The 16298-nt window shown below is 61.1% G+C and carries 12 protein-coding genes and 2 tRNA genes; 4 read left to right on the top strand and 10 right to left on the bottom strand.

The window, feature by feature from the left end; translation table 11 throughout:
• Window positions 1-24: 24 nt before the first annotated feature.
• The 4 genes from VNV36_RS03330 (at window position 25) to VNV36_RS03345 (ending at window position 3233) form a co-directional block, all read left to right on the top strand.
• Window positions 25-111: transfer RNA gene (locus VNV36_RS03330), tRNA-Leu, on the top strand.
• A gap of 180 nt (window positions 112-291) precedes the next feature.
• A tRNA-Leu gene (locus VNV36_RS03335) sits at window positions 292-378 on the top strand.
• 279 nt (window positions 379-657) lie between these two features.
• Window positions 658-1668, top strand: coding sequence for an extracellular solute-binding protein (locus VNV36_RS03340; protein ID WP_325716221.1), 1011 nt, complete (start codon window positions 658-660; stop codon window positions 1666-1668).
• Complete coding sequence (locus tag VNV36_RS03345; RefSeq protein ID WP_325716223.1) at window positions 1668-3233, top strand: ABC transporter permease; 1566 nt, start codon at window positions 1668-1670, stop codon at window positions 3231-3233. Before VNV36_RS03340 ends, VNV36_RS03345 begins: the two co-directional genes overlap by 1 nt.
• 79 nt (window positions 3234-3312) lie before the next feature.
• Here the strand turns inward: VNV36_RS03345 and VNV36_RS03350 are convergent, their stop codons facing one another.
• The 10 genes from VNV36_RS03350 to VNV36_RS03395 form a co-directional block, all read right to left on the bottom strand.
• Window positions 3313-5247 (bottom strand): methyl-accepting chemotaxis protein, encoded by a 1935-nt coding sequence (locus VNV36_RS03350; protein ID WP_325716225.1) that lies wholly within the window; start codon window positions 5245-5247, stop codon window positions 3313-3315.
• Window positions 5248-5386: 139 nt separating this feature from the next.
• Window positions 5387-6676, bottom strand: a complete 1290-nt coding sequence (locus tag VNV36_RS03355; RefSeq protein ID WP_016771943.1) for an adenylosuccinate synthase — start codon at window positions 6674-6676, stop codon at window positions 5387-5389.
• A gap of 54 nt (window positions 6677-6730) precedes the next feature.
• Window positions 6731-7918 (bottom strand): ATP phosphoribosyltransferase regulatory subunit, encoded by a 1188-nt coding sequence (locus VNV36_RS03360; RefSeq protein ID WP_325716228.1) that lies wholly within the window; start codon window positions 7916-7918, stop codon window positions 6731-6733.
• A gap of 312 nt (window positions 7919-8230) precedes the next feature.
• Window positions 8231-9100 (bottom strand): protease modulator HflC, encoded by an 870-nt coding sequence (gene hflC, locus VNV36_RS03365; protein WP_016771945.1) that lies wholly within the window; start codon window positions 9098-9100, stop codon window positions 8231-8233.
• Complete coding sequence (gene hflK, locus VNV36_RS03370; RefSeq protein WP_024011368.1) at window positions 9100-10266, bottom strand: FtsH protease activity modulator HflK; 1167 nt, start codon at window positions 10264-10266, stop codon at window positions 9100-9102. Before hflK ends, hflC begins: the two co-directional genes overlap by 1 nt.
• A gap of 96 nt (window positions 10267-10362) precedes the next feature.
• Window positions 10363-11664, bottom strand: a complete 1302-nt coding sequence (hflX, locus tag VNV36_RS03375) for a ribosome rescue GTPase HflX (RefSeq protein WP_325716230.1) — start codon at window positions 11662-11664, stop codon at window positions 10363-10365.
• 12 nt (window positions 11665-11676) lie between these two features.
• Window positions 11677-11943 (bottom strand): RNA chaperone Hfq, encoded by a 267-nt coding sequence (gene hfq, locus VNV36_RS03380; protein ID WP_016771947.1) that lies wholly within the window; start codon window positions 11941-11943, stop codon window positions 11677-11679.
• Window positions 11944-12038: 95 nt separating this feature from the next.
• Complete coding sequence (miaA, locus tag VNV36_RS03385) at window positions 12039-13010, bottom strand: tRNA (adenosine(37)-N6)-dimethylallyltransferase MiaA (RefSeq protein WP_325716233.1); 972 nt, start codon at window positions 13008-13010, stop codon at window positions 12039-12041.
• Window positions 13010-14917 (bottom strand): DNA mismatch repair endonuclease MutL, encoded by a 1908-nt coding sequence (gene mutL / locus VNV36_RS03390; protein ID WP_325716235.1) that lies wholly within the window; start codon window positions 14915-14917, stop codon window positions 13010-13012. The genes miaA and mutL overlap by 1 nt, the downstream gene beginning before the upstream one ends.
• Complete coding sequence (locus tag VNV36_RS03395) at window positions 14914-16293, bottom strand: N-acetylmuramoyl-L-alanine amidase (RefSeq protein WP_370593506.1); 1380 nt, start codon at window positions 16291-16293, stop codon at window positions 14914-14916. The genes mutL and VNV36_RS03395 overlap by 4 nt, the downstream gene beginning before the upstream one ends.
• Between the last annotated feature and the right edge of the window lie 5 nt (window positions 16294-16298).

A 16298-nucleotide genomic window follows, 5' to 3' on the forward strand; every position in this document is an offset into this window, starting at 1 on the left:
CGACGCACAAGCGATTTCGATGATGCCCAGGTGGTGAAATTGGTAGACACGCCAGCTTCAGGTGCTGGTGACCTTACGGTCGTGGAAGTTCGAGTCTTCTCCTGGGCACCAATTTCGAGTTTGAGACTAGATCAGTTTCAAGACTCACACAAAACCCGCGAAAGCGGGTTTTTTGCATTTGCGGGAAAGCTTTTGTTCAGGCTGATTTATTAAAACCAAATCAGGGGTTTACAGATCAAAGAGCGCTCCGTATAGTGCGCCACATCAACAGCGGCAACGCTTGCGATGATTGCCCAGATGGTGAAATTGGTAGACACGCCAGCTTCAGGTGCTGGTGACCTTACGGTCGTGGAAGTTCGAGTCTTCTTCTGGGCACCAATTCAAATTCAAGGTTCAGTCCTTGGATTTCACAGAAACCCGCGAAAGCGGGTTTTTGCGTTTCTGGCCCTGTAGGAGCTTGTAGGAGCTGACGAGTGCAACGAGGCTGCGATCTTCTGATCGTGCTTTTGACCCCTATCGTTCAACAGCAAGATCAAAAGATCGCAGCCTTCGGCAGCTCCTACAAGATCACCTCGCGCCGCACAAGGCGCACTTGAGAAACAATATCGTTTATCATTGTTGCAAGTTTTTGCAATGCGACAGTGAGGAATCCTGCGAATGACGTTTCGAAATACCCTGCGCCGAGGCCTGACCTTCAGCCTCCTCGGCCTGGCACTCGCCACTCCCCTCACCCAGGCTGCCGACGCGGTTTCCCTGACTCTGTACAACGGCCAGCACAAGGAAGTCGGCGACGCGATTGCCAAGGCGTTCGAAGCCAGGACCGGCATTCACGTCAACGTTCGCAAAGGCAGCAGCAATCAGCTGGCGAGCCAGATCATCGAAGAAGGCGACCGCTCCCCCGCCGACGTGATCTACACCGAAGAGTCGCCACCGCTGAACAATCTCGGCGAACAAGGCCTGCTGGCCAAGGCCGACGACGCCACGCTGGCGGTGCTGCCGGAAAAATATGTGGCAGCCAACGGCACCTGGATCGGCGTTACAGCCCGCGTGCGCGTGGTCGCCTTCAACCCGAAACTGATTGACGAAAAAGACCTGCCGAAATCGGTGATGGAGTTCTCCGAGCCGCAGTGGCAGGGCAAAGTCGGCTTCGTTCCGACCAGCGGCGCCTTCCAGGAGCAGGCTGTCGCGATCATCAAATTGCACGGGCGTGACGCTGCCGAGGAATGGCTGACCGGCCTGCGCGCCTTCGGCAAAACCTACAGCAACAACATGGTCGCCCTCAAAGCCGTGGAAAACGGCGAAGTCGCCACCGTATTGGTCAACAATTACTATTGGTTCGCCCTGCAGCGCGAGAAAGGCAAGCTCGATTCCAAGCTGCATTACTTCACCGGCGGCGACGCTGGCGGCCTGATCACGGTGTCCAGTGCTGCCGTACTAAAGTCCAGCAAACACCCGAAAGAAGCCCAGCAATTCCTTGCGTTCATGGCCAGCGAAGAGGGTCAGCGCGTGATCACTCAGACCACCGCCGAATATCCGCTGCACAAAGGCATGGAATCGGATCGTGGCCTCAAGCCATTCAGTGAACTGCAAGCGCCGAACGTCACTCCGGCCGATCTGGGCAATGCTGAAGAAGCCTTGGAGCTGGAACGCGAAGTTGGCTTGAACTGATGGCAGCGTCGTTATCGGCGCCCGCCGCGCGCGGGGGTTACGTACCGAAACGCAAACGTCCGTCGATCTGGCTGGTGCTGCCGGTTTTGCTGCTGGTCATCCTCAGCCTGTTGCCGCTGGCCTATGTCGGGCTGAAAGCCTGGCAGGCCGGCTGGGCCGAGGCGCTGCACTTGTTGTGGCGCCCCTATGTATTTGGCCTGCTGCGCAACACCTTGGCGTTGATGGTCGGCGTTACTGTTACCTGCGGCGTGATCGGTCTGTCCCTGGCGTGGCTGCTGGAACGCAGCAATCTGCCGGGGCGCCGGTTATGGGGTGTGATTCTGTGCCTGCCATTTGCGGTGCCGGCGTTTGTCAGCAGCTTCACCTGGGTATCGCTGAGCGCGCAGTTCGAAGGCCTCGGCGGGGCGATTCTGGTGATGAGCCTGTCGAAGTATCCGCTGATCTTTTTGCCGGTTGCTGCGACCTTGCGCAACCTCGATCCCTCCCTTGAAGAGTCCGCCCGCACGCTGGGCCAGAGTCGCTGGGGCGTGTTTTTCCGCGTCACACTGCCGCTGCTGTGGCCGTCGCTGCTGGCCGGCTCGCTGTTGATTGCCCTGCACATGCTGGTGGAATTCGGCGCGTTGTCGATCATCGGCCTGCAAACCTTCACCACTGCGATCTATCAGCAATTCGAACTGGAATTCAGCAACGCCAACGCAGCGATGCTCTCGGCGGTATTGCTGGCATTGTGTCTGCTGTTGCTGTGGCTGGAATTGCGCGTGCGCGGCAAGGGCAGGCATGTGCGCATCGGCCAGGGCGCGGCGCGACAAGCTGAACAAGTACGGCTCGGGTCGTGGGCTGCGCCAGGCCAGTTGTATTGCCTGTTGCTGGCGATTGTCGGCAGCGGTATTCCGCTGGGGATGCTGGCGTACTGGCTGGCGGTCGGCTCATCGGCGGCGTTCCCGCTAGCAGCGATCACCGAGGCGCTGCTGTCATCGCTCGCATTGTCCCTTGGCGGCGCGGCGTTGTGCCTGGTGCTGGCAGTGCCGGTCGGGTTGCTGGTGGTGCGCTACAAAGGCCGACTGGCAATCTGGGCCGAGCGCCTGCCGTATTTGTTGCACGCGCTGCCGGGACTGGTGATTGCACTGACGCTGGTGTACTTCGCCCTGCATTACGTACCGGTGCTGTATCAGACTTCAGGGTTGCTGCTGATCGCTTACGCGCTGCTGTTTCTGCCGCTGGCGCAGGCGCCGATTCGTACCGCCTTGAACAAGGCTGCGCCACAGCTGGAAGAGGCTGCGCGCACACTGGGCGCTTCATCGTTTACGGCGTTTTGCCGGGTGACCCTGCCGATCATTTTCCCGGCGTTGGGCGCGGCGTTTGCTCTGGTGTTTCTCGACGCAATGAAGGAATTGACGGCGACGTTGCTGCTGAGTCCGACCGGGCTTAACACACTGGCGACCGAGGTCTGGGCACACACGGCGAATGTCGAGTTCGCGGCAGCGGCGCCGTATGCGGCGTTGTTGATTCTGGTCTCAGGGCTGCCCGTGTATTTGCTGACGACGCGGATGTATCTGAGCCGCTAAAGGATCGCAGGCTTCGGCAGCTCCTACAGGGAACGCAAATTCCCATGTAGGAGCTGCCGAAGGCTGCGATCTTTTGAGGTTAAGCGCGGAACTGCCCCAGGCTGGCTTTCAGCTGCGCCGCCAGACCATCCAGCACCTTGCCACTGGCCGTGGTTTCCACCACTGCCTGCGCCGCTTTCTCGGCCTGAGCATGAATCGTCTCGACGCGCCCGCGTACCGCCTGCGCACCCTGCGCCTGATGCGCTGCCGCTTGCGTTGCCAGACCGATTGCCGCGTGCACCTGTTCGACCGAAGCCTGCACCGACTGCTGCAACCGCGCACTGTCACGCAACACCAGCAAGCCTTCGCTGGCCTGACGCCCGGCTTGGCCAATCGCCTCGACCGCCTCACGCGCCCCCTGCTGCAACGCCACGATGTGCGCCTGAATGTCACCGGTCGAACTCTGCGTCTTGCTCGCCAGCGCCCGCACTTCATCCGCGACCACGGCAAAACCCCGCCCGGTTTCACCGGCACGCGCCGCCTCGATCGCCGCGTTCAACGCCAGCAGGTTGGTCTGCTCGGCGATCCCGTGGATCACTGTCAGCACCACTTCGATCTGTTCGCTCTGCTGGGCCAGCCGTTCGATGACTTTCGCGCCAGTATCGACCTGCCCGGCCAGCGCTTCGATCAGACTGCCTACCTTGGCCGAGGTGCGGGTGTTTTCGTCGGTGGCCTGACGAATATCGACGACCTGCTTCAACGCCGCCTGCATGGCCTGACTTTCTGACTGCGCTTCGTCGGCCATCTGCGACAGCGCACGCAGACTTTCAGCAACTTCGTCGCGCTGCATTCCGGCCGCTGCATCGGCGCCAGCATTGCGCAGGGTCATTGCGCCAATTTCCACGCCAGTGCGCTGAGCGACATCGCCTGCCTCGCGCACGATCGGCTGCAACTTATCGACGAAGCGATTGACCGCCGAGGCCATGTCGCCGATTTCATCCTTGCTGTTGATCTGCACACGCTTGGTCAGATCGCCCTCGCCCGCCGCCAGATCGTCCATCGCCGCGTTGAGCATTTTCAGGCGATTGACCACCCGATGCCCAAGTACCACCGCCAGCAACAGCAGCACGCCGCAACCGACCAGCGCCAGGCCGAGGCCGATGCGCCAGCGCAATGTCGCAGCCGCCTCTTGAACGGTTTGCGCGGTGTTGGCCTTCATTTCACCCGCAGTGGCCTGTGCCGATTGCAGACGCGCCTGCATGGCCTTGGCACTGTCCGCCGCCGCGCCTTTGAGGCTGTCGCCGACCAGTTGATCGCTGCTGGCAATCAGTGCCAGAAAGCGCTTGTCGAGCTCGGCCAGATCGGTTTCCACCGAGGCCGTGGAAACACCCATCAGCACCTTGCCGATTTCCACGCCATTGGGATTGATCGAGGCCTCAAGGTAGTACACCGACGGATCGTTCTTCGCCGCATCGAGCACTTTATCCAGCGCACGCTCGCCCTGGCCTTTTTCCAGCAAGGCCTTGTTGATCGGGTTTTCGCGATTGAGGTAACGGGTCAGATGCTGGCCCGTGGCGTCGTCGTAGACCACGAACAACACGTTGGGATTGCGCTGGGCGCGCCGGGCAAATTCCGACAGCGTCGGAACGTCGCTGTCCCACATGGCGCGTGGCGCCACGGACGCGAGCAACTGTGCCATGTCGTTGGCCGAGTCCTTGAGATCCTTTTCCAGCGTCGCGCGCAGTTGCGCCTGCTCGTCTTTGAGACGCGCAGAAAGTCCCGCGGTCAGACGCTGACGAGTGCTGGCTGACAGCGCATCAAGACTCGAGGTGACTTCACGCCCGGCCTGCTCCAGTTCACCGGAGAGCTTCTGGCTGTCGGCGCCCAGGCGCAGTGCCAGATCGGCTTCCAGCGCCGTGACCGTGCTGCGCGTCAGGGCAACCGCCACCAACACCTGCACCAAAAGGGCGATACCAAGGGTAACGAACACCGGCCGCAACAAACGGCTTTGTAACAGTGAGAGAACGGCTGACACTTTAAATCCCTCTACTTCTGACGCCATTAATTTGATGGCACTCTTGTAGACAGATTCACAGCAAAGGTCATGCCGTCCAACAGGCATAAACGACAAAGGCCCCGATTAAGGGGCCTTTGTTTTTTACATCAACAACTTATCAGGCAAACGGATGACGCAGGACGATGGTTTCGTTGCGGTCCGGGCCCGTCGAAATAATGTCGATCGGCGCGCCGATCAACTCTTCAACGCGTTTGATGTAAGCGCGAGCGTTGGCCGGCAGCTCTTCCAGGGTCTTGGCACCCACGGTCGATTCGCTCCAGCCCGGGACTTCTTCATACACCGGCTGCAGGCCGACGTAGCTGTCAGCGTCAGTCGGGGCAACGGCATTACCTTGCGCGTCTTTGTAGCCGACGCAGATGTTGATGGTTTCCAGACCGTCGAGTACATCCAGCTTGGTCAGGCAGATGCCCGAAATGCTGTTCACGTCGATAGCGCGACGCAGAATGACGGCGTCGAACCAGCCGCAACGACGGGCACGGCCGGTGGTCGCGCCGAACTCGTGACCTTGCTTGGCCAGGTGCGCACCGACTTCGTCAAACAGCTCGGTCGGGAACGGGCCGGAACCCACGCGAGTGGTGTAAGCCTTGGTGATGCCCAGAATGTAATCGAGGAACATCGGGCCAACGCCCGAACCGGTCGCCACGCCACCAGCGGTGGTGTTGGAACTGGTCACGTACGGGTAGGTGCCGTGGTCGATGTCGAGCAACGAACCCTGGGCGCCTTCGAACATGATGTCCTTGCCGGCGCGACGCAGGTCGTGCAACTCGGCGGTGACGTCGAGCATCAACGGCTTGAGCAGCTCGGCGTATTCCTTGCACTCGGCCAGGGTTTTCTCGAACTCGATGGCAGGCTCTTTGTAGTAACCGACCAGCATGAAGTTGTGGTAGTCCACCAGCTCACGCAGCTTGTCTTCGAAGCGCGGCATGTTCAGCAGGTCGCCGACACGCAGACCACGACGGGCAACCTTGTCTTCGTAAGCCGGGCCGATGCCGCGACCGGTGGTACCGATCTTCAGCTCGCCACGGGCCTTTTCACGGGCCTGATCCAGCGCGACGTGGAAGGACAGGATCAGCGGGCAGGACGGGCTGATGCGCAGACGCTCGCGCACCGGTACGCCTTTCTCTTCCAGCTTGGTGATTTCCCGCAACAGAGCGTCAGGTGCTACCACCACGCCGTTGCCGATCAGGCACTGCACGCCTTCGCGCAGCACGCCCGATGGAATCAGGTGCAAGACGGTTTTCTCGCCGTCGATCACCAGCGTGTGACCGGCGTTGTGGCCACCCTGGTAGCGCACTACGGCGGCAGCATGTTCGGTCAGCAGATCAACGATCTTGCCTTTGCCCTCATCACCCCACTGGGTGCCCAGGACTACGACATTCTTACCCATAACACTTGTCCTCATTCGCGCAAACTTGGTGCCGGCGATAGCCGGCAGGAAAACTCAAGAAGCCAGTGGCGATAATTGCCAAAGCCCGTTCTGCTGAATCAATTGCCGGTCGCAGTCCGCATCACGGGCGGCGGCCAAAGGTTGTCCAGGCAAGGCCTGAACGACACGCTGACCCTCACTGCGCAACTGGCAAACCTGCTGCCAGAGTGCCGCATCCGTACTGTCAGGCATCCAGATACCGCCGGACGGTAGCTCGATCTCAGCACGCCCCAGGGTCACCAGGGTTTTCAAATCGGTGGAAAAGCCGGTCGCCGGACGTGCACGACCGAAATCGGCGCCGATGTCGTCGTAACGACCGCCCTGCGCGATGGACTGGCCAACGCCGGGCACGAACACCGCGAACACCACACCGGTGTGGTAGTGGTAGCCACGCAGCTCGCCGAGGTCGAAATACAGCGGCAACTGCGGGAAGCGCGCCGAAAGACGCTCGGCGATTGCCAGCAGATCTTCCAGCGCAGCGAGTACCGGCGCCGGCGCATTGGCCAGACGCTCACGGGCTGCGCTCAATACTTCACGCCCGCCGCACAGATCAACCAGTGCGCGCAACATGCCGGACAGATCGGCCGGCAGGCCTTCGGTCAGGGTAATCACTTCGTCGATGGCCTTGCGCTGCAGGGCATCGAACAAATGCTGCTCGACTTCGCCGGACAAACCGGCGGCGCGCGCCAGACCTCGGTAGATGCCGACATGGCCGAGATCCATGTGCACGTCCGGCACGTCGGCCAGTTGCAGCATGGCCAGCATCAGGCTGATGACTTCGACGTCGCTGCTCGGACTGGCGTCGCCGTACAGCTCGGCGCCCAACTGGATCGGACTGCGCGAGGACGACAAGGCACGCGGCTGGGCGTGCAGGACGCTGCCGGCATAGCACAGACGGCTCGGGCCTTCGCGACGCAGGGTGTGCGCATCGATACGCGCGACCTGCGGCGTGATGTCGGCACGGAACCCCATCTGCCGGCCCGATTGCGGGTCGATGACCTTGAAGGTACGCAGATCCAGGTCCTGGCCCGCACCGGTCAGCAGGGATTCCAGGTACTCGATATGGGGAGTCACGACAAATTCGTAACCCCAGCTCTGGAACAGATCCAACACCTGACGACGCGCGACTTCAATGCGCGCCGCCTCCGGTGGCAGTACTTCTTCGATGCCATCTGGCAGCAGCCAGCGGTCTACCGTTGCCATTACGCCATTCCCCTTTGATCCGGGCGGCCAGCACGAGGGCGAGCCTTGAGTGAAGCAGAAAATGACCGGGGCGTTCAAAACGCACGCGCATGAACGACGCAGCGAAAGGCCTGTCAGCGGCTTCGCCCATCACTTTCCTCGAAAAACGCTCGGGCCGTTCAAACCCGATGCCTGCACAAAAACAGCAATCAAACGTGCAGACGCAAAAAAGCCGGGAATTTCCCGGCTGCCGCATCATACACACGTTTTCCGAAAGGATCACCCCGCCCGAGGTTTTAGCCGCCGGGCGGAGTGATTCAGGTCAACGTCGTATCAAGGTTTGGCTTTTTCCAGGTAACGGAAGAAGTCGCTGCTTGGGTCGAGGACCAGGACGTCGGATTTGTTCGCGAAGCTTTCACGGTAGGCGCGCAGGCTACGGTAGAAACCGTAGAACTCCTGATCCTGACCGTAGGCCTTGGAGTAGATTGCAGCGGCCTGGGCGTCGCCGTCACCGCGAACCTCTTCGGATTCACGATAGGCTTCAGCCAGCAGCACGCGGCGTTGACGATCGGCGTCGGCACGAATGCCTTCGGCCAGCTCGTTACCCTTGGCGCGGTGCTCGCGAGCTTCACGCTCACGTTCGGTGCTCATCCGCTCGAACACGCTGCGGTTCACTTCTTTCGGCAGATCGATGGCCTTGACCCGGACATCAACCACTTCGATACCCAGCTCTTTTTCCGCCATCTTGTTCAGCGACGCAGTGATGTCAGCCATCAGCGCATCACGCTCACCCGACACCACTTCGTGCAGGGTGCGCTTGCCGAACTGGTCACGCAGACCGGATTCCAGACGACGGGACAGACGCTCGTCAGCGATCTGCTTGAGGCCCGAGGTCGCGGTGTAGAAGCGCTCGGCGTCCTTGACCCGCCATTTGGCGTAGGCATCGACCATCACGGCTTTCTTTTCAAGGGTCAGGAAGCGTTGCGTCGGGGCATCCAGCGTCAGCAGGCGGGCGTCGAACTTGCGCACCTGATTGACGTAAGGCACCTTCACATGCAGACCCGGCTGGACGTCCGCCTGAACCACACGGCCGAATTGCAGCAGCACCGCGCGCTCGGTCTGAGCGACGATGTAGAAGCAGTTCCAGCCCACCAGTACCACGACGACGCCAACGATCAGGGCGATCAGCGATTTATTGCTCATCAGCGGGTCTCCCTTGTACGCGTCTGCGGCACGTCAGTGACATGCGGCGTGACGTCCGTGTTGTTGCTGGCGGCCGAACCGGTCACCGGTGCGTTGCCCGAACTGTTCTGGATCATTTTGTCCAGCGGCAGGTAGAGCAGATTGCTCTGGCCGTTCTTGTTGCCGGTCACGAGTACCTTGCTGGTGTTGCTGAAGACTTCCTGCATGGTGTCCAGATACAGACGCTCGCGGGTGACTTCAGGTGCCTTGCGATACTCGGCGACCAGTTTGGTAAAGCGATCAGCCTCACCCTTGGCGCGCGAGATGGTTTCGTCGCGGTAACCGTTGGCATCTTCGATGATGCGCTGGGCCTGACCACGGGCTTCCGGCACCACGCCATTGGCGTAGGTTTCAGCCTGGTTGCGCGAACGCTGCTCGTCTTCACGGGCGCGGATCACGTCGTCGAAGGCTTCCTGTACTTCACGCGGTGCTGCTGCGCTCTGTACGTTGACCTGGGTGACGGTGATACCGGTGCGATAAGTATCGAGGAAACGTTGCAGACGCTCCTTGATTTCGCTGGCCATCAATTCACGACCTTCGGTCAGCACCTGGTCCATGGCGGTAGAACCCACCACATGGCGCAGGGCGCTTTCGGTCGCGTGCTGCAGACTGATTTCCGGCTGATCGACGTTCAGCACGAAGTCCTGCAGGTTGCTGATCTTGTACTGCACGGTCAGCGGCACTTCGACGATGTTCTCGTCTTCGGTGAGCATCTGGCCCTGCTTGGTGTACGCACGCTCACGCGTCACGTTCTCCATGTACTTTTTATCGATCGGCGGGAAGTAGATGTTCAGGCCCGGGCCGACGGTCTCGTAGTACTTGCCGAAGCGCAGCACCACGGCCTGCTCCTGTTCGTCCACCACGTAGACCGCGCTGTACAGCCAGACGGCCGCCAGCACGACAAGGCCGATGCCGAGCAGACCGCCGAAGCCGCCACTGCTCCTGCCCGACCCACCGCCGTCATCGCCGCGTTTCTTACCACCACCGAACAACCCGTTCAGGCTTTCCTGCAGCTTTCGGAAGGCCTCGTCGAGATCCGGTGGCCCCTTGCGGTCGCCGTTATTGCGGCGCTTGCCACCCCAGGGATCCTGATTATTCGAGTTGCCACCCGGCTCATTCCAAGCCATAGCGCTCTCCATCTGATAAAGCAAAGACGCACCCACGGCGCGCCGACCAATGCTACAGAATGCCTGCCGTTGCGGCACAACCGCTTTTTCAGGCTTTTATTGCAAAGTGTGTTGCTCGATGAATTCCATCGGCTGCAATCCTTCGCGGCTTACCAGTCGATTCAGCTCGATCCGGGGCAAACGAACGGCCAGCAGGCTGACACCCTCTTCATCGTATTCTTCTTTCTGCACCGCCCCGAGTTCGAAGAACTGCGCACGCAGCCTTGCGAATCGTTGCGGCAAGCGCAGGGTACCGACGAACAAATCACTGCCCAGCAACTCGGCGATGGCTTGTTCGAGCAATTCCAGACCAGTGCCATCGCGCGCCGAGAGCCAGACCCGTTGCGGTTTGCCATCGGCGTCGCGCTGGATCTGTGGCTCGACGCCTTCAAGCAAATCGAGTTTGTTATAGACCTCGAGGATCGGCAAGTCCTGGGCGCCAATCTCGCCCAGCACCACCATCACCTGCTCGATCTGCAACATGCGATCCGGTTCGGCGGCATCGATCACGTGCAACAGCAGGTCGGAATTGCTCGACTCTTCGAGCGTAGACCGAAATGCCTCGACCAGCTTGTGCGGCAGATGACGAATGAAACCCACGGTGTCCGCCAGGACGATCGGACCGAGGTCATCAAGCTCCAGGCGGCGCAGGGTCGGGTCCAGCGTGGCGAACAATTGATCGGCCGCGTACACGTCGGACTTCGTCACGTTGTTGAAGAGTGTGGATTTGCCGGCGTTGGTGTATCCCACCAGCGAAACGGTCGGAATGTCCGCACGCGAACGACCGCGTCGCGATTGCTCGCGCTGACTGCGCACCTTCTCCAGCCGGCCCTTGATCTGCCGCAAGCGAACCCGCAGCAGACGGCGGTCGGTTTCCAGCTGGGTCTCACCCGGGCCGCGCATACCGATACCACCACCCTGACGCTCAAGGTGAGTCCAGCCGCGAACCAGCCGCGTACTCATGTGGTCAAGCTGGGCCAGTTCGACCTGGAGCTTGCCTTCATGGGTGCGGGCACGCTGGGCGAAAATGTCGAGAATCAGCCCGGTACGGTCGATCACGCGACACTCGAAAACACGTTCGAGGTTACGTTCCTGACTGGGCGTGAGGATGTGATTGAAAATCACCAGATCGGCTTCTTCAGCCTTGACCAGGTCGCGCAGCTCCTCGACCTTGCCGCTGCCAATCAGGTATTTGGCGGTTGGCCGATGACGCGGCACGTTAAAAAACGCGACGGTCTCGGCGCCAGCCGAATTTGCCAGTTCCTGAAACTCCTGCGGATCTTCGCGCGCCTCAGGGTCCTGTCCATCCAAGTGAACGAGGATGACTCGCTCACCACCACCGTGGCGCTCAAAGAACAAAGGAGACTCCTATCAGGCGTTACCCGGCGCTGCGTCGGCATCGCCCTGTTCGTTTTCGGTTGCGCTAGGCAGACGAATCGGACGAACCGGCACGACGGTCGAGATAGCGTGTTTGTAGACCATCTGGCTGACAGTATTTTTCAGCAGGATCACGAACTGGTCGAACGATTCGATCGTCCCTTGCAGCTTGATACCGTTGACCAGATAGATGGAAACCCCGACTTTCTCTTTACGTAAAGTGTTCAGGTAAGGGTCTTGTAGCGAATGCCCTTTTGACATGTGCCGCACTCCTTTAAGGATTCAATAATAAAAAATGGATAATTCAGATGGCTTCGGCCGCCACACCCCCAAGGATAGACGGCAATTGCAAGGACTCAGCTCAATATGGAGATGGTCCCAAGGTATTTCAAGGCGCGTGGCAGATTGTCGCAATCAAGACTGTCCAGCCAGTGCAAATCGTCCCAGCTGCGCAGCCAGGTAAACTGGCGCTTGGCCAATTGGCGCGTGGCGATGATGCCGCGCTCCTGCATCTGGGCCAGTGTCAGCTTGCCGTCCAGATAATCCCAGACCTGGCGGTAGCCTACCGCACGTATAGACGGCAACCCCGGGTGCAGGGCACTTCTTTTACGCAGGGCTACGACCTCGTCGATGAACCCCTGTTCCAACATATTTGTGAATCTTTGTTCAATTCGCTGGTGCAGAACCTGGCGATTCGCCGGAGCAATGGCCAGGTTCGCGACAGTATAGGGCAATTGTTGACGTCCCGAAGCGGCTGCTTCGGTACTTTGCGCAGATTGTTGCTCACGCAGGGCGGTCATGCTCTGACCGCTGACTCGATACACCTCCAGCGCACGACTCAGGCGCTGCGGATCGTTGGGGTGAATACGCGCTGCCGACACCGGATCGATCAGCGCCAACTGCTCGTGCAGCGCTTGCCAGCCAAGGCGTGCAGCCTCTTCCTCGATCTGCGCGCGCACGTCTGGATCTGCCGCGGGCATGTCCGCCAGGCCATCCACCAAAGCCTTGTAATAAAGCATCGTGCCGCCGACCAGCAGCGGAATCTTTCCGCGTGCGGTGATCTCGGCCATGGCTTGCAGGGCATCGCGGCGGAAATCGGCAGCGGAATACGCCTCGGCGGGGTCGAGTATGTCGATCAACCGGTGCGGGTATTCGGCCAACAGTTCTTGCGAAGGTTTGGCAGTGCCGATGTCCATGCCGCGATAGACCAGCGCCGAATCAACGCTGATCAGCTCGCACGGCAGCACTTTGGTCAGCTCGATGGCCAGGTCGGTCTTGCCCGCAGCGGTCGGGCCCATCAGGAAAATCGCTGGAGGGAGCTGGCTCATCAACGACCGCGCAGGAACAGTTTGTCCAGATCGTCCAGGCCCAGTTGGGTCCAGGTCGGTCGGCCATGGTTGCATTGACCGCTACGCTCGGTGTTTTCCATGTCGCGCAGCAAGCCGTTCATTTCCGGCAGGGCCAGCCGCCGATTGGCACGGATCGCACCGTGGCAGGCCATGGTGCCGAGCAGTTCGTTGAGGTGCGCCTGGATGCGATCGCTGGTGCCGTACTCCATCAAGTCCGAAAGCACGTCGCCAACCAAGCGGTTGGCCTCGGCCTGCTTGAGCAATGCGGGAATCTGCCGGATTGCCAGGGTTTCCGGCCCCAGACGCTGCAACTCGAAGCCCAGCCGCTGAAACCACGCGGCATGTTCTTCGGCGCAATCGGCCTCGCGCTGACTGACCGCCAGCGACTCCGGCACCAGCAGCGGCTGGCCGCTGAGGCCCTCGCTGGCCATAGCGATTTTCAAGCGCTCGTACATGATCCGCTCGTGGGCGGCATGCATGTCCACCAGCACCAGCCCATGGGCGTTCTCGGACAAAATGTAGATGCCCTTGAGCTGCGCCAGCGCGTAGCCGAGTGGCGGAATGTCTTCCTGACCTTCCGGCAGCGCGTTGGCATTGGCCTCGGGCAGCGGCGCGAAAAACTCCTTGTACGCGGCCTGAGCCTCGGCGGCAGGCACCGTCGATTGCGGACGCGGTGTGTATTGATACTGATAAGCGCCGCCAGCGCCGGCACCGGATGAAGTGTTGAACGCCGGTTGCGCCTGCGGCTGCTCCAGCAGCGCATTGGCAGCCAGGCGCATTTCGCCCTGCGGACCGAATTCGCCCGCCTCGATGCCGCTTGGTCGCACGATAGCCGTGGTGACCGAACCGGCCAACTGATCTTCCGGACGCACGTCGCCCAACGCACGGTGCAGCGTGCCATACAGGAAGTCGTGAACCATGCGCCCGTCACGGAAGCGCACTTCGTGCTTGGTCGGGTGCACGTTGACGTCTACCGCTGCCGGATCGACTTCGAAAAACAGTGCGAAGGTCGGGTGCCGACCGTTGAACAGCACGTCGCGATAAGCCTGGCGCACCGCGTGGGCCACCAGTTTGTCGCGCACTGCCCGGCCGTTCACGAAGAAATACTGCAAATCCGCCTGGCTGCGGTTGAAGGTCGGCAGACCCACCCAGCCCCAAAGGTGCAAGCCATTGCGTTCGATCTCGATCGGCAGCGCCTGCTCAAGGAAACCCGAACCGCAGATCGCCGCCACGCGCCGTGCGCGGGCTGCATCATCGTGGGCCTCGTGCAGGCTGAGGATGGTCTTGCCGTTGTGGCGCAGATGGAAAGCCACATCGAAACGCGCCAGCGCCAGACGCTTGATCACTTCCTGCAGGTGATCGAATTCGGTTTTTTCGGTCTTGAGGAATTTGCGCCGTGCCGGGGTGTTGAAGAACAGGTCGCGAACTTCCACCGAAGTGCCGACCGGATGCGCGGCCGGCTGCACGCGGGGCGCCATGTCACGGCCTTCGGTTTCAACCTGCCAGGCCTGGTCGGCATCGCGGGTGCGCGAGGTCAGGGTCAAACGCGCCACGGAGCTGATCGACGCCAGCGCCTCGCCGCGAAAACCCAGGCTCATGACCTGCTCGAGATCTTCAAGATTGCGAATCTTGCTGGTAGCGTGGCGCGCCAGAGCCAGCGGCAGATCATCGGCGGAGATACCACTGCCATCGTCCCGCACCCGCAGCAACTTGACGCCGCCCTGCTCCACGTCGACGTCGATACGCCTGGCGCCGGAATCGAGGCTGTTCTCCAGCAATTCCTTGATTACCGAAGCCGGACGCTCGACCACTTCACCGGCGGCAATCTGGTTCGCCAGCCGTGGGCTGAGCAGCTCGATGCGCGCGGTATTCAATACCTGGTTCATTCTTTGGACGCCAGTTCGGTGCCGGGAATGGTCAGGTGTTGACCGACTTTCAGCTCGTCACTTTTCAGGTTGTTGGCGGCGCGCAAAGTGGCCGGCGAGACCTGATAGCGCACGCCGATCATCGCCAGGGTTTCCCCAGGGCCGACGCGGTGGTCGCGCGGGCCCTGGGCAATCTTGCCGGAGTCACGCAGCCAGGCGATGTAAGTGCCCGGCGGCGGATTCTGCTGGAAGAACTGGCGCACGCCGCTGCTGATCGAACGCGCCAGCGCTTGCTGGTGGCTCGAGGCGGACAGTTTGTTGGCCTCATTGGCGTTGGAGATAAACCCGGTTTCGACCAGGATCGACGGGATGTCCGGCGACTTCAGCACCATGAACCCGGCCTGTTCCACGCGCTGTTTGTGCAGCGGCGTGACACGACCGATGTTGGTCAGGACTTTCTGGCCGACATTGAGGCTTGAGGTCAGCGAGGCAGTCATCGACAGGTCGAGCAGCACGCCGGCCAGCATGCGGTCCTTGTCATCGAGGCTGACGTTGCCGGCACCACCGATCAGGTCGGAGCGGTTTTCACTGTCGGCCAGCCAACGGGCGGTCTCGGATGTAGCGCCACGATCAGACAGGGCGAACACCGAAGCACCGAACGCGGCCGCTGACGGTGCGGCGTCGGCGTGGATCGAAACGAACAGGTCGGCGCCCTTCTTGCGGGCGATTTCGGTACGCCCACGCAGGGGAATGAAGTAGTCGCCGGTACGGGTCAGCTCAGCGCGGAAGCCTTTCATGCCGTTGACCTGGCGCTGCAGCTCGCGGGCGATCTGCAGCACCACGTCTTTTTCACGCTGACCGCGCGAGCCGGATGCACCCGGGTCTTCGCCACCGTGGCCGGCGTCGATCACCACAATAATGTCGCGCTTGCCCGCAGGCGCTGGCGGTAGCTTGATCGCCGGTTCAGTCGGAGTCACCGGTACCGCCGGCACGGTCGCCACCGATGGCGTCGGCGCAGGTGGCGGCGCAGCATCGGCCGGGTTGTCAAACAGATCGACTACCAGACGGTTGCCGTACTGCGCGTTCGGCGCCAGCGAAAAACTTTTCGGGGTGACGGCTTTTTTCAGGTCGATGACTACCCGCAGGTCGGTCGGCGTACGCTGGGCCGAGCGCATTGCGGTGATCGGCGTGTTCGCCGTCTGCACATTCAACGGCGCGCCCAGCGTGGCGCCATTGATGTCGATGACCAGCCGATCCGGTGCGGTCAGGGTGAAGACGCTGTGCTGCACCGGGCCGCTCAGGTCGAACACCAGTCGCGTGTTGTCCGGCGCCCGCCACAGGCGCACGCTGTTGACCTTTGAATCGGCCACAGCGTTGACGGTTACTGCCATCAACATCAGTC

The organism is Pseudomonas sp. (assembly GCF_035554175.1).
GTDB lineage: Bacteria > Pseudomonadota > Gammaproteobacteria > Pseudomonadales > Pseudomonadaceae > Aquipseudomonas.